At 55.4% G+C, this 21,253-nt stretch carries 19 protein-coding genes; 12 read left to right on the plus strand and 7 right to left on the minus strand.

What is annotated here, in order from left to right; translation table 11 throughout:
- Positions 1-185 precede the first annotated feature (185 nt).
- From JUJ53_RS15335 to rpmB, 5 genes are all read left to right on the plus strand, one after another.
- The gene (locus JUJ53_RS15335; protein WP_343327967.1) at positions 186-1,460 is read left to right on the plus strand and encodes an ABC transporter substrate-binding protein; all 1,275 of its coding nucleotides are present in this window, start codon (positions 186-188) and stop codon (positions 1,458-1,460) included.
- A 66-nt stretch (positions 1,461-1,526) separates the two neighbouring features.
- Complete coding sequence (locus JUJ53_RS15340; protein WP_204152883.1) at positions 1,527-2,438, plus strand: sugar ABC transporter permease; 912 nt, start codon at positions 1,527-1,529, stop codon at positions 2,436-2,438.
- Positions 2,435-3,319: a carbohydrate ABC transporter permease gene (locus JUJ53_RS15345; RefSeq protein ID WP_204152884.1), complete on the plus strand. Its 885-nt coding sequence runs from the start codon at positions 2,435-2,437 to the stop codon at positions 3,317-3,319. The genes JUJ53_RS15340 and JUJ53_RS15345 overlap by 4 nt, the downstream gene beginning before the upstream one ends.
- 89 nt (positions 3,320-3,408) lie before the next feature.
- The gene (locus JUJ53_RS15350; protein ID WP_204152885.1) at positions 3,409-4,494 is read left to right on the plus strand and encodes an ABC transporter ATP-binding protein; all 1,086 of its coding nucleotides are present in this window, start codon (positions 3,409-3,411) and stop codon (positions 4,492-4,494) included.
- A gap of 116 nt (positions 4,495-4,610) precedes the next feature.
- Positions 4,611-4,877 (plus strand): 50S ribosomal protein L28, encoded by a 267-nt coding sequence (gene rpmB, locus JUJ53_RS15355; RefSeq protein WP_204152886.1) that lies wholly within the window; start codon positions 4,611-4,613, stop codon positions 4,875-4,877.
- Positions 4,878-5,076: 199 nt separating this feature from the next.
- Here rpmB and JUJ53_RS25145 read toward each other — a convergent pair whose 3' ends face one another.
- Positions 5,077-5,211: a hypothetical protein gene (locus JUJ53_RS25145; RefSeq protein ID WP_275415774.1), complete on the minus strand. Its 135-nt coding sequence runs from the start codon at positions 5,209-5,211 to the stop codon at positions 5,077-5,079.
- Positions 5,212-5,618: 407 nt separating this feature from the next.
- Between JUJ53_RS25145 and hpsA the strand changes: the two genes are divergently transcribed.
- From hpsA to JUJ53_RS15375, 4 genes are all read left to right on the plus strand, one after another.
- Positions 5,619-10,337: a hormogonium polysaccharide biosynthesis protein HpsA gene (gene hpsA, locus JUJ53_RS15360; RefSeq protein ID WP_204152887.1), complete on the plus strand. Its 4,719-nt coding sequence runs from the start codon at positions 5,619-5,621 to the stop codon at positions 10,335-10,337.
- A 169-nt stretch (positions 10,338-10,506) separates the two neighbouring features.
- Complete coding sequence (locus tag JUJ53_RS15365) at positions 10,507-11,205, plus strand: type II secretion system GspH family protein (protein WP_204152888.1); 699 nt, start codon at positions 10,507-10,509, stop codon at positions 11,203-11,205.
- 91 nt (positions 11,206-11,296) lie between these two features.
- Entirely contained in the window at positions 11,297-12,268 is a 972-nt protein-coding gene (locus JUJ53_RS15370) for a hypothetical protein (protein ID WP_204152889.1), read from the plus strand.
- A 128-nt stretch (positions 12,269-12,396) separates the two neighbouring features.
- The gene (locus JUJ53_RS15375) at positions 12,397-12,924 is read left to right on the plus strand and encodes a prepilin-type N-terminal cleavage/methylation domain-containing protein (protein ID WP_239125086.1); all 528 of its coding nucleotides are present in this window, start codon (positions 12,397-12,399) and stop codon (positions 12,922-12,924) included.
- A gap of 328 nt (positions 12,925-13,252) precedes the next feature.
- On the opposite strand, the gene JUJ53_RS15380 is transcribed toward JUJ53_RS15375, so the two are convergent.
- The 5 genes from JUJ53_RS15380 to JUJ53_RS25150 all read right to left on the minus strand — a co-directional run bounded on the left by JUJ53_RS15380 (position 13,253) and on the right by JUJ53_RS25150 (position 17,392).
- Entirely contained in the window at positions 13,253-13,927 is a 675-nt protein-coding gene (locus JUJ53_RS15380) for an HAD-IA family hydrolase (RefSeq protein ID WP_204152891.1), read from the minus strand.
- 37 nt (positions 13,928-13,964) lie between these two features.
- Complete coding sequence (locus tag JUJ53_RS15385) at positions 13,965-15,158, minus strand: NAD(P)/FAD-dependent oxidoreductase (protein ID WP_204152998.1); 1,194 nt, start codon at positions 15,156-15,158, stop codon at positions 13,965-13,967.
- A gap of 284 nt (positions 15,159-15,442) precedes the next feature.
- Positions 15,443-16,216 (minus strand): SDR family oxidoreductase, encoded by a 774-nt coding sequence (locus tag JUJ53_RS15390; RefSeq protein WP_204152892.1) that lies wholly within the window; start codon positions 16,214-16,216, stop codon positions 15,443-15,445.
- Between the two features lie 41 nt (positions 16,217-16,257).
- Entirely contained in the window at positions 16,258-17,118 is an 861-nt protein-coding gene (locus JUJ53_RS15395; protein WP_204152893.1) for a nuclear transport factor 2 family protein, read from the minus strand.
- A gap of 145 nt (positions 17,119-17,263) precedes the next feature.
- Entirely contained in the window at positions 17,264-17,392 is a 129-nt protein-coding gene (locus tag JUJ53_RS25150) for a hypothetical protein (protein ID WP_275415775.1), read from the minus strand.
- Between JUJ53_RS25150 and murG the strand changes: the two genes are divergently transcribed.
- The 3 genes from murG to JUJ53_RS15410 all read left to right on the plus strand — a co-directional run bounded on the left by murG (position 17,391) and on the right by JUJ53_RS15410 (position 19,733).
- Positions 17,391-18,458: an undecaprenyldiphospho-muramoylpentapeptide beta-N-acetylglucosaminyltransferase gene (murG, locus tag JUJ53_RS15400; protein WP_204152894.1), complete on the plus strand. Its 1,068-nt coding sequence runs from the start codon at positions 17,391-17,393 to the stop codon at positions 18,456-18,458. The two genes, JUJ53_RS25150 and murG, sit on opposite strands and share 2 nt — an antisense overlap.
- Before the next feature lie 321 nt (positions 18,459-18,779).
- Positions 18,780-18,941, plus strand: a complete 162-nt coding sequence (locus JUJ53_RS15405) for an isochorismate synthase (RefSeq protein ID WP_204152895.1) — start codon at positions 18,780-18,782, stop codon at positions 18,939-18,941.
- Between the two features lie 417 nt (positions 18,942-19,358).
- Complete coding sequence (locus JUJ53_RS15410; RefSeq protein WP_204152896.1) at positions 19,359-19,733, plus strand: rhodanese-like domain-containing protein; 375 nt, start codon at positions 19,359-19,361, stop codon at positions 19,731-19,733.
- A gap of 139 nt (positions 19,734-19,872) precedes the next feature.
- On the opposite strand, the gene JUJ53_RS15415 is transcribed toward JUJ53_RS15410, so the two are convergent.
- Positions 19,873-21,081, minus strand: a complete 1,209-nt coding sequence (locus JUJ53_RS15415) for a 4-hydroxy-3-methylbut-2-enyl diphosphate reductase (RefSeq protein WP_204152897.1) — start codon at positions 21,079-21,081, stop codon at positions 19,873-19,875.
- Positions 21,082-21,253: the final 172 nt, after the last annotated feature.

Here is a 21,253-nt window from a genome sequence, read left to right on the forward strand (position 1 = left end):
ATGCGACAGGACTGTTGCTGTATCTGAATCAGGCCTTAGGTTTTGATCCAAAAGCCCAGCGTTGCAGTTCCATCTCTTCAGCCTAGAGCTGCACCCCTAGCGATCGTTGTATAGAGACCCCGAGCATGAATACCCTGAGATCTTGGCTTCACGACCTGACCCACATAGTTGCACCGTTGCGGGGGCTGGGGCGGCGTATGCAGCGATCGCGATGGATAGCGATCGCTCTTTTGTCTTGTATCGGCGCGATCAGCATAGGCCTGATTGCCCTAGCCCAACAGCCGGTGACGATTAGTTTCCTCGTGCGCGCCTTGGAAGCAGATCAGCTACAGATCCTAGTGGATGAATTTGAAGCCGATAATCCCGACATTCGTCTTGATGTGATTCGTGGCCCCAATGCCGCCGATGCCGTGGAGGATTTATATACCGCCTCCTTCCTGCTAGGCGATTCTCCCTATGATCTTATCTTTTCCGATATTGTTTGGATTCCTAAATTTGCAGCGGCGGGCTGGCTTACAGATCTATCCGATCGAGTGTCCGAGGACGATCTAGCAGATTTCCTCACCGCTGATGTGGAAGCGGGGCAGGTCGAGGGAGGGCTGTATCGTATGCCCTTCCGTTCTGATGTGGGAATGCTCTACTACCGCACGGATTTATTGGAAGAAGCCGGGTTAGAGCCACCGGATACCTTTGAGGAACTGCTCGATGCGTCCCGCACCCTCCAGGAGCAAGAGTTAGTGAACTGGGGCTATGTGTGGCAAGGGTTGCAGTATGAAGGTCTAGCCGCCGGTTTTGTGGAAATCCTAGAAGGGCACGGCGGCTTTTGGATTGATCCCGAGAGTCTCGACGTGGGGCTGGATCAACCGGAAGCGATCGCTGCCGTCGAATTTCTCCAAGAAACCATCAGCAGCCGGGTCTCGCCCCCCGGTGTCACCAATTATTTAGAAGAAGACAGTCTGCGGGTGTTCCAAAATGGCAACGCCGCCTTCCTAAGAAACTGGCCCTACGTCTGGCCGGAAGTGAATCGTGAGGGATCGCCCATTCGCGGTCAGGTGGCCCTGAAGCCCATGGTGTCTGAAGCAGGACGCAGCAGTGGTGCCTGTCAGGGCGGCTGGGGCTTTGGAATTTCGGCCAATACGCCCCACCCCGATGAAGCGTGGCGAGTCGTCGAGTTTTTCACCAGTGAGGAAGCCCAGCGGCAGTTTGTTGTGGAATATGGCTACGTCCCCAGCCGCCGATCGCTCTTCACCGATCCGCAGGTACTCGAAGCCTACGACCACTATGAGCAACTGCTGGAGGTGGCCGAACAAGCCGTTCTGCGTCCGCCCATTGGTCAATATGCCCAGGCCTCTGATATTTTGCAGCGCTACCTCAGTGCCGCTATTACTGGACAGTTGACGCCAGAAGCCGCCATGGAGCGAGCCGCCGGTGAGACTCGTCGGGTTTTGGGTTCTGCCTAAGCGCACCAGTCCTATTCTTCGGGTCGTCTGCGACCCACCGACCCCCTAGCAAGAGATGCGATCGCTATGAAAGATACGATTCGGATGCGAGAGATGCGTACCGGGTGGCTGCTGGTCTTACCCGCCATCTTGGTACTGCTCCTCGTCTATGCCTATCCCATTATTCGAGCCTTTGTGCTGAGTCTGTTTACCGAAAACCTCAGCAATGGTCTCAACGCCGAGTTTACCGGCTTCGACAACTACACGCGCATGGCCCTCGATGGACGATTCTGGGGCAGTATCTGGAACACCTCGATCTTCACCGCCGTGTCCTTGGTGATTGAGCTAGTCCTAGGGCTGGGCTTTGCCCTAGTGCTCGACCAAACCTTTCGCGGGCGAGGGCTGGTGCGCACCATTGCCATTTTGCCCTGGGCCTTGCCTACCGCCTTGATCGCCCTGGCCTGGCGCTGGATTTTTAACAGCGAGTATGGCGTCTGGAACGACATGCTGATGAACTGGGTGCCGCTGATCGGCAATCCGGTGAACTGGCTGGGCGATCCTGCCTGGGCAATGATTTGCACGATCGCGGCTGACGTATGGAAAACCACCTCCTTTGTCAGCATCCTGCTGCTGGCGGGTCTACAGTCTATTCCCCAGGATCTTTACGAGGCCCATGCCATTGATGGCGCAAGTCGCTGGCAGAGCTTTCGGCAAATTACCTTGCCCTTGCTGATGCCGCAAATTTTGATCGCCATGCTCTTCCGCTTTGCCCAAGCCTTCGGCATCTTCGATTTGATCTCCGTCATGACCGGCGGGGGGCCAGGCGGGGCTACTGAAATGGTGTCGCTCTATATCTATTCCACCGTGATGCGCTACCTCGACTTTGGCTACGGTGCTGCCTTGGTCGTCGTCACCTTCCTGATTTTGATTGCCGTGGTGGCCGTGGCGATCGCCTACTTCAACAAAGCCCGTTCTGCTGCTACCGGAGCTGACGCATGACTACAACCCAAAAGCCTGTGGTGGCCTCCAATCCCACCAAAGCCCGCCCCACTTGGGTGCAAGTTACCCTATGGGTGGCGATCGCCTTCATTTTGATCTTCAGTTTGGGGCCGGTGCTATGGGAACTCTTGACCTCGATTAAAACCAACGAGGCGATTACCACCGACCCCGTGGTCTATATTCCCGCGTTGGATCAATATACCTTTCAACACTATATTGACCTCTTCGCCCGAAACCACTTCCACCGCTACCTGTTCAACAGCGCCTTTGTGGCGATTATCTCCACGGTGCTCTGCCTCTGCATTGGCGCACCGGCAGCCTATGCCCTGGCCCGCCTGCGCATCCCCGGCGAACAGATTATTCTGGCGATGGTCTTAGTGGTCACCCTATTCCCCTACATTTTGCTCTTCCTAGGATTGCTGGAACTGGTGCGCGCTGCCGGTCTTGCGAACAATTATCTGGCGTTGATTATCCCCTACACCGCCATTAATTTGCCCCTGACCATTTTGGTGATGCGCAGCTTCTTCCAGCAGTTGCCCCGCGATCTCGAAGATTCTGCCAAGGTCGATGGCTACAACACCCTGCAAATGCTGCAAAAGATTGTCTTGCCCATGACCCTCCCGGCCCTGGCCACCACCGGCATCTTGGCGTTTATCTTCGCCTGGAATGAGTACATTTTTGCACTCACATTCATCACCCGAGAGAGTATGCAAACCGTTCCCGTGGCTGCTGCCCAACTGGCTGGCACCACTCTCTTTGACATCCCCTACGGCCCCCTAGCCGCCGCCACCATTATGGGAACCCTACCCCTGATTCTCTTTGTGCTGTTTTTCCAGCGCCAGATCGTTCAAGGGCTGACCTCCGGTTCCGTCAAAGGCTAAGGGCGATCGCCTTCCCCAAGGCATTGCCCGCATTTGGTTCTCCTACCCCTTGATTCACAGTCTGACCCACCGACTACGGAAAAGTTGCTATGGCTAAGCTCGAAGTACAACATCTCAACAAAACCTACGGCCGCACCATTGTCCCCGTCAAAGACATGAGCTTTACGGTCGATGACGGCGAATTTCTCACCCTTGTGGGGCCCTCCGGTTGCGGAAAATCCACCACCCTGCGCATGGTTGCCGGTCTCGAACAGCCGACGCGCGGTCGGGTGATGATTGGCGAACAAGACGTGACCCATGTGAGTGCAGGCGATCGCAACATTGCCATGGTGTTTCAAAGCTATGCCCTCTATCCCCACATGACCGTCTACGACAACATGGCCTCGGGGCTAAAACTGCGCAATATGTCCACCTCCGCCATCCAAGAACGGGTAGCCGATGCCACTCGGGTGTTGGGGCTCAACGAGTTGCTCGACCGCAAGCCTGCCAAGCTATCCGGTGGACAGCGGCAGCGGGTGGCATTGGGCCGGGCCCTGGTGCGTCGCCCCGATGTTTTTCTGCTGGATGAACCGCTCAGCAACCTCGATGCCCTACTGCGGGAACAGGTGCGGGCAGATTTGAAGCAGATTTTTGATGCCCAAAACACGCCGGTGGTCTACGTCACCCACGACCAAACCGAAGCCATGACCCTATCCACCAAGGTGGCAGTGCTCCATGAAGGCAACGTGCAGCAGCTCGACTCACCCCGCCACATTTACGATCGCCCCGCCAATCGCTTTGTGGCAGGCTTCATTGGCAGCCCCCAGATGAACCTGTTTAACCTCCCCTGTGAAGGCAACACGGCGGTCTTGGGCAACAGTCGCCTGCGCCTGCCCGATCGCTTTGCGCCCCCGCCCGAGGCTGTTTTGGGTATCCGTCCTGAGCATGTACGCATCGCCCGCCCTGAGGATACGGAAACCCTAGAGGGCAAGGTGTTCCTCGTAGAACATTTGGGCATGAGCAATCTTCTGAGCATCCAGGTGAAGCATAGCGATGTGAAAGTGCGGGCCCTGCTGCCCAGCGATCAAACCTGGTCAGACGAGATTACCTTGGCCCTTCCCAGCCAGCATCGTCACTGGTTCCATGCCCAAACGGGCGATCGCCTCCCTGATGCCGTTCCTAGCCACGTATCGTAGACCAGCAAGGCTGGTGGTGGAGCACGACTTCGAGCAACTACTAGCCATCTGGTCAAACCATCCGGTAGAATTGAATCTTGCGTGTAAACGCACATTGTCGCGATCGCAGTAGAACCATGTCCCGCAAGTGTCAACTCACTGGCAAAAAAGCCAATAACGCCTACGCGGTGTCTCACTCCCACCGTCGTACCAAGAAACTCCAGCACGCCAACCTGCAAGACAAGCGCATTTGGTGGCCCGAGGGCAACTGCTGGGTACGGTTACGTCTATCGACCAAGGCGATCAAAACCCTAGGTCACAAAGGTATCAATGCCTTGGCAAAAGAAGCAGGCATCGATCTCAATCAGTATGTCTGTGACGTCTATCCAACCCTAGACGTATAAACGCAACCCTAGCTTCTTACCCTAGAAGCACATTTCACCGGATTTAACGGGTCAAAGCCGTGCCAATTCAAGTTATATGCCCGACTGTTTCGGGCCCCACAGCGAGATGTAGCAATACATCTCGTTTGTTGTATGCGCGGCTATAGGCCTACTGACGTGAATCAACACATCCGCATTTCCATGGAATCCCTGATCAGTTTCATGCCGCACCTGGGTAGGCTGGCTCTAGACCTTGAATAGATCTGATCTCTACAGAGCGATCGCTGTCCATGGTGGGCAAGCCAGGAGATGGGCCACGACCATGGGAAGCAAGGAGGGCGATCGCATCCCGCATCTTCAGACATCATCAGGTCATCGTGCAACGTCATTTAGATCTTTCAAATCCTTGGTCTGCAACCGTTTCATCCCGCATTGACGCCACGATTCAACAAGATTTCAAAAAAGATTTCAAAAAAGAATCAACCTTTGCGGAATCGGCTCATTCCAACTTGAATCACAAGTTAATTCTTTAGGGTTCTGCCTTTAAGTCCCAAGACGCAGATTAGGATTTGGCGCAACCCGAGCATCTACGCCTGCGCCCACCTGCCTGCAAATCTAGGCGGCGTATTCTATCTCGATCTCTCTCTGGTTTTCCCCTGGTTTTCCCCAACCAAGTGGGCGATCGCCCCCGACAATCTACCCTATTTATTCCACTATTCTCCGTTTGTTCCAAGGCACCCAAATTCCGACAGGAAGGCAGTTATGTCAACCCGTAAGTTAATTCAAGCACTCGGCAAGCTGCTGCGACAGGTTCGTCAGTTTGCCAAGCAGCTCACCAAAACATTTGTGAACTGGGTTTTGAAAACCCTATTTTTGCTAGGTCGCCACTCTGTGATGGGCAGGGCTGGCGGTTTCGTCTTGCCTACCACTATTCTTCTTTTGCTGGTGGTGAGCCTTAGCGTTGGAGCCATCAGCTATCGCAGCTTTAGCCGCACCAATGACACCATTGCCGATCGCCAGCAGCGGGTTGTGTATAACACCGCCACGCCTGCCATCGACCGGGCCAAGGCTAAGCTAGAGTACATGTTCAACCGAGAGCGAGACAGCCGCCTCCCGAGCGGGATTCCGCCAGAATTGTCGCTGTACGAGATGATGGCGAACAGCACGCCTGGCAACCAGCGACTGCTGCCCGGCGGACAAGATCCCTACACGTTTCCTGCCGACCCAACTGGCACCTACGGCCCAGAAGAGCGCATTGACCTCAATGGCGATGGCGACATCGATAACGCTTGGCGCTATCGGGCTGACACCGATGGAGACGGCACCGATGACGCTTGGGTTGCCTACTCGCTGATTTTCCGCACCCCAGCGAACTTCCAAGACCTCAACAACCAAACCCGTCCGGCTCTAGAAACCCGCTCCAACGCCCTGCAAATCCGCAACGGGCCGTTGAGCAACAGCTCCCAAGCCAACCCCGCCTGCGCCACTAACACCGGTACCCAGCCGGAGGCCGGTTGGTTCCCCGACCAAGCCAACACCTCCATGGTGCGGAAAAACTTCCAGGTGAGTGTTTACGTGCTGCCGGATGAACGCAACCGCACGGTCTCGACCTTAGAGTTTCAGCAAGACCGGGAATATAGCCGGGGCAACAAGTGGGGAGCATGGTTCCGGAATGACCTAGAAATCTTCCCTGGCCCAGAATTTAACTGGAACGGGGCGATGCACACCGAAGGTAGCCTAGTTGTTGGCAACAACTCCTATAATGCTTACCTGATCAGCTCTCCAGCCTCTTGTCTCTACACCCGCCAGGCCTCCGAAGTCACGGTGGGTGATCTGGATGACACCGACCCCAACACCGATGGCAACCAACCCTTCCAAGGGCAGGCCATGAGTGGCAAGATTGGGACGGATCGCTTTGAAAACCAAAACCGTTTCCACGTCTATCGCGAAGGTGAAGCGCCGCTCATTGGCAACAACAACGCCATTTTGTTCAACCGCGATCGCGACTCTGTAGCCAACAACGGGCCTTCTCCTTCTGACTATTCCCTTGACCCCGTTTTTCTATTCACCCAAGATCGTTCCAAGCCCCGCAACGTTCCTGGTGATGACACAAGCGTTTATCGTGAAGCACGCTGGAACCGTGAGCAAGACAATATCTTCCTGCGGGAAGGACGGATTTATAACCAATCAGAAGATACGCCCTTCGTAGACGACTCCTTCCGAGCCGATAACCGCTTTGGGCCAAACCCCCGGGTCAAAGGTGTCCCGATTCCTGGCTTGGGTATTCCTATCGACGGTGATTTAGCCACCGCTGACGGCAGCTTGGTGGTTACTGAAGCAGACCTGACCCGCACAGAAGCCCTCACGGGTGATGCCAACGCCGCCAACGTTGGTCTAGATGGCTACTGGGAACGCCGGGCCGATGCGGAAGGCATGAAGATTGTGGTTAGCCAGCGTTTGGAGCTGGGCAACCCCGTGGGCTGGGGCGGCATCCTCAATGCAAGAGGGTTGCCCCCTGAACGAAACGTCACAGGGCTTAACGAAGCCGACATCAGTGACCTCGACCCCCTACGGCCTTGGAATACCTGCACCGGCGGCAATGCCAACCGCTGCCATGAAGCTCGGCAACGACGCACCTTGCGGGATAACCTAGCAGCGGTGCAGTCTATGGCGGTCTATCACTTTGAAGATGCTACCGACCTACCCACGGCCTGCATGGCGCTCACGACCCACCCCGGAACGCCGGAAACCCTAGCCCGAGCGGCAACCTTCCAGAACTTAAACTTGGGCAACTGGGGCGGCATTGGCACAGAATACCCCTTGGTGATCAGCAACTTCTTTGCGGGCACCGGCACCAATGGCTGGGAATTTGAAGCTCCGGCACGGAACGCCTTCAACCCTGGAACGCCCATGATGCGGGCCTTGGCCAACCTAGCCAACTATGCGGGCGACCCCAACGGCGGCGCTCCCTCCTTCCCGCCCGTGCAAGACAACACGGTGCATCCCTATCCCAGCATGGCCATGTGGGGAGACTTCTCCATTCTTCGTCGCATCCTCAATAGCGACGGCGGTGGCATTGCCGATGCGGACTTCAATGGCTACGACGACCTCAGCCCTGCGGATCAAGCCACCTTGCATACGGCGGCTTGCACCCTAGGGATGTTGGCCTACAACGTAGACTACATGCTGAAGTTTGACTATACCGCCAATGCCAACACCCGCAATGACATGCAGTTGCTGGCAAATCGGATTCTTCAACTGTATGGGGTTGATGCACAGTCTCCTCTGGGTGGTGCTGGCTATGGTCTACCTGCTGTACCGGCAGGGGCTCCAGGAGGTCAACCCACAAAGGCTACTGACAACGCTACCAACTATCAATTTTATAACCTCCGTCCAGAAAGCTTTACCCCAGACAACATTATCTATGGGCTGAAGCTATGGCGGCACCAAACGGCCGGAGCCAACCGTCCAGAATTTGATCGGTTGATTGCGCTTGCGGAAATTGTCTCCACTCGCGAACAGATTATTCGCGATTTGCGCCGGGGCTTTTCATCTGGGCCTAGCCCACAGCCGGGATGTTTTGATCCCTCCAACCCCGCCAACAGCAGCCCCTTCTATGGTTTGGCTGCTACTGAATCCCTAGGTGGGCTCTGCACAGCCTATCCTAAGTACCCGATTCTCTATGCGCTGTTCCCAGGACGCGATCGCAGCGATCGGGCCGGCGGCACAGATAACGCAAACCTCCGTGATGCGCGAGATCGGGCAGCGGGTACCAACTACCGCGCCTACATCCAAAGCGTCAACAACGCCAACATCGTTTACCGGGAGATGGCCTACGACACCAGCTTCGTAGATCTCACCAACGATAGCGATATCTCCGAGGTGGTTCTGCGTCCTCTGCCCCGAGCTGACTGGAGCCTCCCGAATGCAAACGTAGGCAACGGCAATAACCCGACCCACCCCATCGAAGTGCGGATCAAGGAATGTTTGACAGGGCTATGCGATAGTGTTGACCCTCGTACGGCTAGCGGCGTGAGCCCCGATGCTGGCACCTTGGTGCGAGTGCCGTTCAAAGATTCCGCCTTGATGAATGGTCGGGAAATGATGAGCGTGCGAGTGCTCGACATTGATCTTGAGTTGCTCAAAGATAGCACCTATCGCGGCAACTTCTGGATGCCCGTGAACGGCAACGATACCGGGGGTGTGGTGTATGCCTTCCGTGAAGATGCTGTCTCGGAGGGGGCGATTATCCGTCCTCGCAGCGGCGGTAGCTGGGCAGCCTGTGGCAACAACACTGCCCTGCAAAACAACCAAAACTGTCGGATGCGGGCGGGCGGAGATACCTATCTCTCAACGGATCCACCGCTGAATGCCGACAACAACATCAGCCCCAAACCTGTGGATTATGCCCCCGACCCCGATCGCCGTCCCCATGGCTTCCGGCTGCGTAAGGGTGCTGTGCTGATGCGTCCAAACCGGGCTCAGTCAGGTTTGACCTTCATCTCGGATAACCCTGTGTATATCCAAGGCGACTTCAACCTGCATCAAACCAACGGTGGACAGCGGCTAGAAGAATTTGAGCAATTGCTCAACGAAAACTTCAACAACTTCTACAACCGCGCCACACTCGATCGCCGCTTCTCTCGTCCAGATACCGATCTATGGCGGCCCTCGGAAGTGCTAGCTGATGCTATCACCACCTTGCCCGACAACTTCTGTGATGGCTCCATTGAAGAAGGGTTCTTGACCGCAGGGAACAACGGTAACGCTGGTAACACCACCGCTAAATACAACTGCGCGGGCAACAACAGCGTCACCTCCTACCTCAACCAAAACCGTCCGCGTACCTTGCCCCCGGCACGCAACGAAACCACCATGCCCAGCACCGTTCGCGGGCAGCGCTGGATGCGGGAAGTTCCTATGGATCTGACCTCGCCCATTAAGGTGACCAACAATGCCAACCCCGTGCAGGTGGCTGACAACTACTGGGTTGCACAAAACCGAGAATATGGGCTCACCAACCGAGAAACCTACTACGACTTCTCAGACGGCAAGTCGTTGATTGTAGGGGATGAGGTTCGCCAAAATGCGATCGTAGTCAGCGGTCTGGTGCCCTCTCGTCCCAACCAATCCTACGGTGGACTGCACAACTTCCCTCGGTTTATTACCACTTGGCCGCGGCAGTTTCTCACTGGGTCGTTTATTCAGCTCTCCTTCAGCCGCTATGCCACGTCACCGTTTGACCAAAGCGCTTGGGAACCAGGTGCCGTGCCACCTAACGCTGAGCAAATCAGGTACTACAGCCCACCTAATCGACGTTGGGGGTATGACGTAGGCTTGCAGTATGCACCGGCTGGGCCCCTGGCATCTCGCTTTATCTCAGCGGAAAACACCCGTAACGAGTTCTATAGCGAGCCCCCGGCGGATGATCCTTACATGCTGACGCTCTGTCGAGCTATCCCAGACTCCAACTGTAACTAGCAAGGTATGGGGGTTGGCGGTTTCTGCCTCCCCCATGCTGTGCTTCCTGTCCCTTTCCAGGCATGGAGGGGGACGGGACAGCAGGAAGCCAGGCTAATCAACCAGCCTGAGTTGGGCCGCTACAGATACTTATTTATTTACTGTGCCACTGTGTTCGAGGATGCGGATGATGTCAGTTCCTTTTACCAAACACCTCCAAGCAAGCGATCGCCCCTCTGAATCGGGGTTAACAATTATAGAATCCCTCGTCGCGATTATCATGATTGGAATTGTGGGGGCCATGATTACCCCACCCATTGTGATTGCCGTCGCCACACGCCTGCAAAACCAACGGACTCAGCAGGCCTACCAGATAGCCCAGGGTGAATTTGACCGAGTGCGCGGGATGGTCAACAATGGTCGCCATGAGCCTGCTGCCTTGCCAGTCGCCGTTGGCAACGGCCCTCTAGCAGATCAAGGGCCGCCCACCGGCACTGTCAACCAACTTCAATCCATCGACCCTGGCTGCAATAGCTATGACGGTGGTCAACTGCCGGCCAACCGAGCCCTACCCATTGACATTACCGGCGACTGCGAACCTGACTTTATCATGCAGGTCTTTCGCAACAATGGCGTCGTCTCAGACCGCGAGCAAAACGGTCTCAACCGTCCCACCAACTTTTACATGGCGGTGCGGGTCTATGCCGTCCTAGATAACCCGGTGAATTGGGGAGATCTTGAAACAGAAGAAGCGGGACTCGGGTTTACGAGCGGCGATAGCAGCCAAAGCACTCGTCCCCTTGCCGTGATTAATACCCAGGTGAACTGGAGTGATACCCGTGACTCCCTATGTGAGTTTCACAGTGCCCAAGGCGGTTGTGACGGCTAGCTTAGGGTTACACAGCGCTCCGTCAAACGTTCACCCAGCCATTTAATTCTTTGTTTCACCACTGAGCACCGTCCACCCTGAGTCACGAACCATGGTCACATTCTTCTCTCACCTCTTTCGTCGTTATGCCCGCCGCTCTCAACAGGCCTCTGCCGGCTTCACCATGATGGAAGTTTTAATTGCGGCAGCGTTGGCAGGCATGATTATTTCTGGCTTGCTGTATTTGGTCTTAGAACTCATGGGTACCAACCAGCGAGAAGCGGCCCGCGATGAAACCCAACAGGATATGCAAAATGCGCTGGACTACATCAGCACCGAACTGCGTGAGGCGGTCTACGTCTATGAACCTGTCTGCATAACCGGACGAGGCGCTCCGGGCACCGATGACTTCTGTCCTGGCATTGTCAACCACTTACCCGCCAATCTCACCCAAAACAGCGTGCCGGTGGTGGCCTTTTGGAAGCAAGATCGGTTTCCAGATGCGATCTTACAAGCCTGTGCCAACGGCAATGCGCCTGAGGACACCAACTGCATTAACGGTCACTCCTATTCACTTGTGGTCTATCTGTTAAGTGATGGCGCGGGCTGGGATGGACAGGCTCAGCTAACTCGCTATTCGCTCACCGAGTTTACCCAAGGGGGAGCGCGCCGTCCTGGTTATGCTAACCCAGGAGCCCAACAGAACTTCAGAACCTGGCCGTTCCTAGGGGACGAGAATTTGCAAGTCGGGAATGCTGATGGTCGTCCTGATGTGTTAGTTGATTTTGTCGATGGCGGAGAGGGTGCAAACGCTCAATTTGTTTCAGCTGACCAATCTGTGTGTCCCACCGGCTTTAACGTTAGCCCATCGGATCAACTCTTAGGCACTACAAGCTTGGACGGAGTCCGCAGTTTTTATGCCTGCGTGGGCCCCTCAGCCACCAACCGCAATACCGAGGTGATTCTTCGCCTGCGCGGCAATGCGGATGGACGGTCTGGGGCTCAAAATGAAGATTCCTTTATGACTGCCCTAGAAACCAGAGTCCTAAGCCGTGGGGTGATTGGCAAAACACCCATTGACTAAATAATGTAAGCCTTGATTGATGAGAAGAGGGCAGCCTCAACCTGGGTGCAAGAACAAGCAGTACTACCGGCAGTCGGAGATTTAAACCAATGTTAACGAATTTACAGTCATGGGCTTGGAGAACCACCATGAGAGCAAAACTGCTTCGCCAACCAGCCAACGCCGGCTTTACCCTGATTGAGGTTTTGGCAGTCGTGATTATCGTGGGCATTCTGGCAGCGATCGCTGCTCCAGGATGGGTTGCCTTTGCCAATTCCCGCGAGGCTAATCAGCTTGCCGACCAAGTATTTCAGCGTATCCGCCAATCGCAAACTGATGCAGGGCGCTTGCGCAGCAATCAGGTAGTCGAGTTCAATGATGGAAATCCACCGGAGTTACTCTATGGCTCTGCAGGGGGTGGGGGGCGTAACACCGAGCTTTTGGGTGAAGGACGGCTGGCCAATGGAATGGCTAGCTTAGACGTCTTTGATGGCAACGGTGCCGAGGTCGATTCGGTCGTGTTTGACCCCAATGGCATCTTGGTCTCAGATGGCAATCTACCGATCACTGTGGTCGTTCAAGTGCCGGCAGATGGCTCTGGATCTACCCGCTGTGTGATCCTCAAAACGTTGCTGGGCGCATCTGAACTTGCCCAGGGTGATGCCTGCACCCCTTAGGAATGCAAGACAGAAGAACGAAGATAGAAGAGCGAAGATAGAAGAACGAAAAGGAATTCTAGGACAAACCAGGTTTCCCGCCTCAGCACCTAGGCGGGTCACTTAGGCCTCAGAGTACTAGTTCTTGCTCTTGGATCTGATGTGGGTCACGCGGAGCGACCTATAGCCAGAACCACCCAGGATGGGCCTGATCCCATAGTTACCCTACCCCATAGCTACTCTACCCTTCGGTACCGTGGCAACTTGGGGCTATGGCATACCATATAGCGATCGCAGCTAGCCTGATAGGGGCATCCATGGCGGTTGGAGCATGCCCCCATCAGATTAGCTAGGCCGGAACAGGTTGCTCGCTCTCTACCTCACTGCGACGCAGCCACACGCCGCGCAGGCCAGCGGCCCTGGCCCCTTCATAGTCTTGGCGGAAGCTATCGCCAATGTGCCAAGCATCTTCTGGCGCGCAGTCATGTTTTGCTAGAGCGATTTCAAAGATACGGGGGTCGGGCTTCGCCGATCCTGCCTGGGTGGACAGGGTGACGGAGGAAAAGAAGCCATCGAGCTTCAGCGCCGGTAAAACGCGGTGCAGCCGAGAGTCAAAGTTGGAGATGATGCCCAGCTCAATATCTTGGCTTTGCCAATGTTCTAGGGCCCAGCGCACGTCTGCATAGACGAACCACGGATCAGCGGTGGCAAAGTGGGCATAGAGGGAGGCAAAAAAGCCGGCAAAGTTATCAAACTGGTCTAGCACGCCAGCCCGCTGGAAGGTCTGAGCAGCGATCGCCCACCACCAGCCAAACTCCCGCTCTTCAATTTCATCTTCGTCAATACCGGGAAAGGCCATGGTTGAAGCGGCCTTAAAACTATCGTAAAAGGCCTCGTTCACGGCGATTGGATCCGCCTGGACGCCATAGACCTTCGCAATATCGCAATAGACTTCACCAACGGTTCCACGGACGCCAATGAGGGTGCCGACCGCGTCCAGAAAAATAACTTTAGGACGTTTCATCGCAAGTTGAATACCATCAACGGAAAGACTTGAGCAATCAGGTAGATAGCAACTCCCGCAGGGGACGGGCAATCCAATTTAAGCCTACTTTGAGTTGATGATCAAAGGTGGGCATGCGATAAAGATAGGCCAAGCGACGGAAAATGTGGGCCAGTTGTCCATCTAACGTTAAACCCAAGCCCATTAATGTTGCGTTATCGATACCTAAGGTCATCATTTCGCCTAGGTTTTGGTAGCGGAAGGGCAGCAGGGGGCGATCGCTCAAGTCAGCCCAGATGTTCCAGGCGGCATAGTCGGCTTGCTGGAAGGCGGCTTGGGCGGTGGCGGGAATGCGTTGCCCAGCGGCGTCTTCACAGGCGGCTAAATCACCAAGGGCGAACACGTGGGGATGTTCTACAACCTGGAGAGTGGGGGTAATGGTGAGCTGCCCCTGATCATTGTGGGGGACGGGCAGCGATCGCACCACCTCGGCCACCTGGGTGCCCACGGTCCAGAGAACAATATCAACGGGAATGGTGTCGATCTGCCCCCGATAGTCGAGGGATAGGCTATCGCTGGTGACTTGGGTGACCTGGGTTTCTAGATCGAGCCACACACCGCGATCGCTGAGGGCCTTGCGAGACGCCTCGCGGTTAAACTCGGGCGATCGCTTCAGCAGATCTTCGCCCCGTTCTACCAACCGCAGCCGTCCTCGTTTTCCAAGGCGATCGGCCAGCTTGCAGGCCAGCTCCACGCCGCTGGTGCCGCCCCCCACAATCGCCACGCGAATTTTGTCTACCTCGGAGGTTTCCAGCAGCCGCAAACGTTCATCGAGGCGATAGGCATCATGAACCGTGCGGAAGGGAATGGCGTGCTCTTGGGCACCGGGCACTTGATCCACGGGCGTTTCTCCGCCCAGAGCCAGGACGAGGCGATCGTAGTCCAAGGAGGATCCATCGGCGAGGTCAACCCGTTGGTTCGCCAAATCCACTTGGTTAACAGCGGTTTGGCGAAACTGAATCCGGGTTTCGGACAGGAGTTCGGCATAGGGCGGTGCCACTTCCCAGGTTTGCAGTTCGCCGGTCAGCAGTTCGTAGAGCAACGGCGCAAAGGTAAAGCGATCGCGCTGATCCACTAGGGTAATGCGGGGATGCTGGAGCGGTGGCCAGGGAAGGCGATCCAGCGCCAGCGCTGTATAGAGACCCCCGAAGCCTCCACCGAGAATACAGATATGGGCAGGTTGCTGAGTCATGGTTATCCAGTAGACGGCAAAATAAGGGGTGAGGGCAATGAAGCGATCGCCATCTTCTCTATTGTGTACCACGTCCCAACAGGTGTGTACTCTGCCCCGTGGCAGAACCCCGAGATCGCGCCACAAACCTGTGTTTGGCAGGGGCTATCATGGGATCGCCCCTGCGCTGTCTAAGCGATCGCTGCCCGATAGACCAAGACGTCCCGCGATGCCCGCAATCTTCGGTAGGGCGCTCCTCCAGCCATAGGTGGACAGCCCATGCTGCACCGCAGGTCAGCAGCGGGTTACGAATGCCGATGTACCAAAGTGGAGCTAGACTGATCCGTCGGCAACACCAAGATCTCGCTGAGGTTCACATGGGGCGGACGGGTAGCGCAAAACAGAACGACCTCCGCCACGTCCTCTGGCGTTAGAGGCGTCACATGGGCATAGACCTGGGCAGCCCGATCCTGGTCGCCATGAAAGCGCACCTGGCTGAATTCTGTTTCCACCAACCCCGGATCCACGGAGCTGACCCGCACGGGCGTTCCAGACAGATCCATCTTCAGGCTATGGCTGAGGGCCCGCACCGCCGCCTTGGTGGCGCAATAGACATTGCCCTTGGGGTAGGGCTGATGTCCTGCGATGGAGCCAATGTTGATCACATGCCCTCGCCCCCGTTCCACCATGCCCGGCAGCACGGTACGAGTGACGTAGAGCAGCCCCTTGAGGTTGGTGTCGATCATCTCGTCCCAATCCTCTATACTGCCTTGCTGGAGCGGCTCTAATCCGCGACTCAGACCAGCATTGTTCACCAGCACATCAATCGCCTGCCAGTCTGCCGGCAGGCCCTGCAAGACGGCTTCCACCTGAGCGCGATCGCCCACATCCATAACCACGGGATGAACCGCAATCCCATACTGCTCGACCAACGCAGGGGCGATCGCCTCCAAGCGCTCCCGCCGCCGGGCCGCGAGAATCAGCCGAGCCCCCGCTTCAGCAAAGGCTGACGCACAGGCCGCCCCAATGCCGCTGCTTGCCCCTGTAATCAGCACCGTCTGATGTTGGATAGAAACCATAGACCTTTGATCAAACAACTATGCACCAGTATTCAGCTTTCCTAGGAACCTTCACCAGGGCGGACGATATGCAGCCGTCGCGTCACCATCGTGATGCCATCTTCCCGCACCAAGACCGCCGAAATCCAGCGGCTGCCGGGGGTGCTTGGAGCTTGGCCAATTTTGAACAGCCCGCCAGCCGGCAAAACGGTCAATTCCACATCCATGGGGTCAAGATAGCCAGCCAAATCCACGGGCTCATCAATGGCGACTCCCATTAACCGTTCTCCTGCCAACGGTTCTATGACAATGGCGTCGAAGGTAAAGGAGCGACCCATGGTCACCGATGCAGGCAGGTTAATTTGCACCGTGGGCGGATTGCTGCCCGACATCAGCACCGTTTCCTCCGCAAGAATCTCCTGCTCAACAATTTCTGAACCCACTAACCGCTGTCGAGCTTCTAGGGTAGATGTGAAGTCAAAAGAGCGATCGCCCACCAGGGGCGTGCCGGTAATCAAGGTCATGGTTTCCGTGACAATGGCGTCGCCGTCCTGCTCCCAAGACAAAAGCTGGGTTTCATAGGTGAGCCCTGGATATTGCTCCCACAGCGTAGTCAGAGCATTTTCCATATCGCGGTAGCTGAGTCCGTCGGCGCTGCGAAACTCTGGGCTATAGTACTGCATCACCTGACTCACATCCGCTTGGCTGGCGGCGGCATCCAAGTCAGCAACAAATTCCAGCACAGCGGCAGGGGCGGTTTCTGGCGGTGCTGCCAGGACGCGATCGCTGCTCCCCACCACTGCTGACAGCACAACGGCGGACGAGAGAGACAGGCTCTGCATCCAGGGAAGCCATCGCCGACGAGGGTTGACAGGGGCAAGGGCAGACCAATCAGGGACAGCGGCTTCGGGGGATTGTGGCATGGACATAGTGTAGGGTTTCAAAGGTCAAGGTTATGAAGTGGGGAGGGATAGGCATCGCTATCCGCACGCGCCCTAGTTTTTCTATAGATGCACGTTCAATTATGATCCCAGCGATAGGGGAACGACAAGGGAACCGTCGATCAGGTCAGCGCCATGGGGCGGCGATCGCCCAACTGTTGCATTTCACGACCAAGGCGATCGCATCGTCATCGAAGTGCTGTATCGTGACGGAGGAATGCCCTAACTCGGCAACATAGCGTTTGACGATGACCATGGCACATACTTCTAAGCTTTTGATCGCCGCCAGTGGCACCGGCGGTCACCTATTTCCAGCGATCGCGACGGCAGCCCACCTTTCAGACTACAGCATTGAATGGCTAGGGGTTCCTGATCGCCTAGAAACCCAATTGGTTCCCCAAACCTATCCCCTACACCTGATTAACTTTGAGGGGCTACAGCGCCGGGGGCTGGCCACCGTCCAAGTTTTTGGCAAACTCGCCAACGCAATCATCGTTACCCGCCGTCTGCTAAGTCAAGGGCAGTTTCAGGGCGTGTTTACCACCGGTGGCTACATTGCCGCCCCGGCGATTATTGCCGCCCGCTCCCTGGGGCTGCCGGTCATTCTCCACGAATCCAACGCCCTCCCCGGCAAAGTCACCCGCTGGTTTAGCCCCTGGTGTACGGCCGTGGCCCTGGGCTTTGAAGCCGCAGCGGCCTACCTGCCCCGCACCCAGACCATCTGCGTGGGCACCCCGGTTCGAGATGCTTTTCGGCAAACTGAGCGATCGCCCCTCGTAGACCTGCCGATTCCCGATGACGTACCGCTGATCGTGGTGGTTGGCGGCAGCCAGGGCGCGGTCGCCGTCAATCGTCTGGTACGCAATGCTGCTTCCGCCTGGTTTGAAGCTGGAGCCTGGGTGGTGCATTTAACCGGCACCAACGATCCTGATGTCGATACCCTCAAGCACCCCCACTACATTGCCCGCCCCTTCTATGACGACATGGCCGGTCTACTGCGTCGTGCAGATCTAGCCATCAGCCGTGCCGGAGCTGGCACCCTCACAGAATTTGCCATCACCGCCACCCCCTCCATCCTCATTCCCTATCCTTTTGCCGCCGAAGATCACCAAACCTACAACGCAGCAGTCTTTGCGGCGACCGGCGCAGCTCAAGTTTGCCAACAATCTGCCCTGAAAGCCGAACACCTGCAAGAAAAGGTGTTGAATTTGTTACGTTCACCGGAGCAGCTACAGCAAATGGCCAAAGCGACCCAAGCCTTAGCGATCGCTGACAGTGCGGAACAACTTGCCCTATTTATTCAAAAAGTTCTCAACACTTAGTTACATCCAAACCGATGATTTCAACCTTCTCCACGATGAAGTTCAGCTATTAGCAACATTCCGAAAAAAGCAGCCGGTTTTTATGAATCAATGTCACAAATTACGATGATTAACTTATCAAGATTTAATGACAGAGCAGCAGTGAGACATCTATGATGAAGAGGTAGGGGATCAAGAGCTTTGTTCACTCAACTCAGACATTATCACCCACTCGCCGTTCTCGATCGCCTGCCATCAACAACACTAGCCCAATGCATAGTCCCTAAATCTAGGGCGATTTGTTTCACCGCTGTCCCTGTTGTAAAACGGCTGAGAGGCTTTATGAACATCCTTAAACTGACCCAAAACGCCCTTCAATATATCTCCGAAGGAGCTGCTCGTTTATTCAGTCCTAGAGACGATCAATATCCTGATATTGGCGTTCAACCTTTTGAAGGAGAACCGCTCTCTGAATGGGTTGATTTATCTAACACCAAGTCCTAGGTTTTATCCTGTACACATTACGTCATTAACGACGTTGCATATCGCGATCAAACAACGTTTGCGCAGGATCCAAACTTGCTCGTCACCACCAATGCCGCACCTCATGCTTGAGGTTGTGATGCCCAACCACAGCCTCAGACATCCGCTCTCCACATCAGCGCGTTGGTTATGAACTCCGAAGTTTACGTTGGGCAGTTGCTGCATGGATAGGCAAACAGGTCAGGTTCCTTCAGGGAAATGGCCTGTTTTTTTATGCCCATTCACCACACCTGCCTCGGCATAGGCCCTTCAGCCCAATCCCTAGTCCTTCAGAGATGACTATATGTAGGCAAAAGGCAACATCTCTTTGCAAAACGTAAAGAAAGTTGTTAGCTTACAGACAAGCATCCAACAATTTCAATTTGAAAGGACTAAACCATGAGCGCATTTCTAGGACTGATTCCTACACCCGGCCCGATTCAACCTCAATCCCGCGTCTATGACCTGAAAGCCCGTCTTGACTGGGGCGAGCCTGCCTTGACCATCGTAGACGTGCGCGATCGCCAAGATTTCAACGCTTGCCACATCACCGGCGCTGTTTCCATCCCCCTAGACAACTTGGTGGCCCAATCCGGCAGCAACTTCGAAGTGGATCGGGACATCTATGTCTACGGCGAAACGGATGATGAAACCGCGATCGCTGCCACCACGCTGCGGGATGCCGGTTACACCCACGTGTCAGAACTACGCGGTGGCTTGGCGGCATGGAAGGCCGTGAGCTACCCCGTCGAAGTGACCACCCCTGCCGCTTAGATCCTCAGGGTAGTCTTGTCTTAAGCCGTCCTAGCTGGACGCATTCAGATCACCAGCTCTTTTATTCAGAAACTGTGACACAACATCAGTGAAGCACCCGCAGGCGATCGCCATGATTGACTGCGGGTGTTTTTTGGGATTAATTCACCCCAGCCAGGGTCTTGATGGCGAAGATTTGCTCAATGATTGTAGCCACCACCTTATCGGGAGTGGAAGCTCCGGAGGTGACACCGATGGTCAAGGGGCCATCCGGTAGCCAGTTAACCTGGGTCTCCAACGCTCGGTGCAGCGGCTTATGCTCCACCTGATTGCCCGGGCCAATGCGATCGCCACTGTCGATGTGGTAGGACGGAATGCCGCGTTCGGTGGCAATTTCCTGTAGGTGGGTGGTGTTGGATGAATTGAAGCCACCAATCACCACCATCAGATCTAGATTTTTTTCCACCAGATCAAACATGGCATCCTGACGCTCTTGGGTGGCATCACAGATGGTGTTGAAGCTGAGGAAATGTTGATTGAGATCAATGGGGCCATACTTTTTCATCATGGTGCGTTCAAACAGCTTGCCGATTTGCTCTGTTTCCCCTTTGAGCATGGTGGTTTGGTTGGCAATGCCCACGCGATCTAGGTCGCGATCGGGATCGAAACCTTCGGAACAGGCAAGCCGGAATTTCTCCATGAAGACTTGGCGATCGCCCCCGTTGAGAATGTAATCACACACATACTGGGCTTCCGCCAGGTTCAGCACAATCAAATAGGTGCGGGCAAAGGAGCTAGTGGCGATGGTTTCTTCGTGGTTATATTTGCCGTGGATGATGGAGGTATGGTTGCCCTTCTTGTGCTTTTCCACCGTATTCCACACCTTAGAAACCCAGGGGCAGGTGGTGTCTACAATGGTGCAGCCGCGATCGTTGAGGAGCTGCATCTCCGGCACACTTGCGCCAAAGGCAGGCAAAATCACCACATCCCCTTGGTCTACGACGGAGAAATCTTTTTGCCCATCCCGCACTTCAATGAAGCCCACCTTCATATCCCGCAGATGCTGGTTCACAGATGGATTATGGATAATTTCGTTGGTAATCCAAATGCGCTCTGTGGGGAACTGCTGACGGGTTTCATAGGCCATGGCCACCGCCCGCTCCACGCCCCAGCAAAACCCGAAGGCTTCTGCTAGGTGAATCGTCACATCGCCCTGGGTTAGGGTATAGTCGTGGTCGCGAATGTACTGAATGAGATCACTTTGATACTCTGACTTCATTGCGCCCGAGACATCTTCATCGTGCCCGAAGCCTTTGCGGTGATACTTCTGAGATTGATTAAGCGATCGCTTAAAGGCTTTGGTATCCATGCTTGCTATACCCCTGGATTCTGCAACAACATTGGTATGATTGGGCCGGCTCACTGACAGCAACGGTCATTCACTAGCCTATCAGACAGTCGGAAGCCCTGCCTTAACTGTAGGATAGGAACTTCACTACACCAATCATTAGCCTAGCCATGCATAGATGGACGGTTTATCC

Origin of the sequence: Leptolyngbya sp. CCY15150 (genome assembly GCF_016888135.1) — a bacterium.
GTDB lineage: Bacteria > Cyanobacteriota > Cyanobacteriia > RECH01 > RECH01 > RECH01.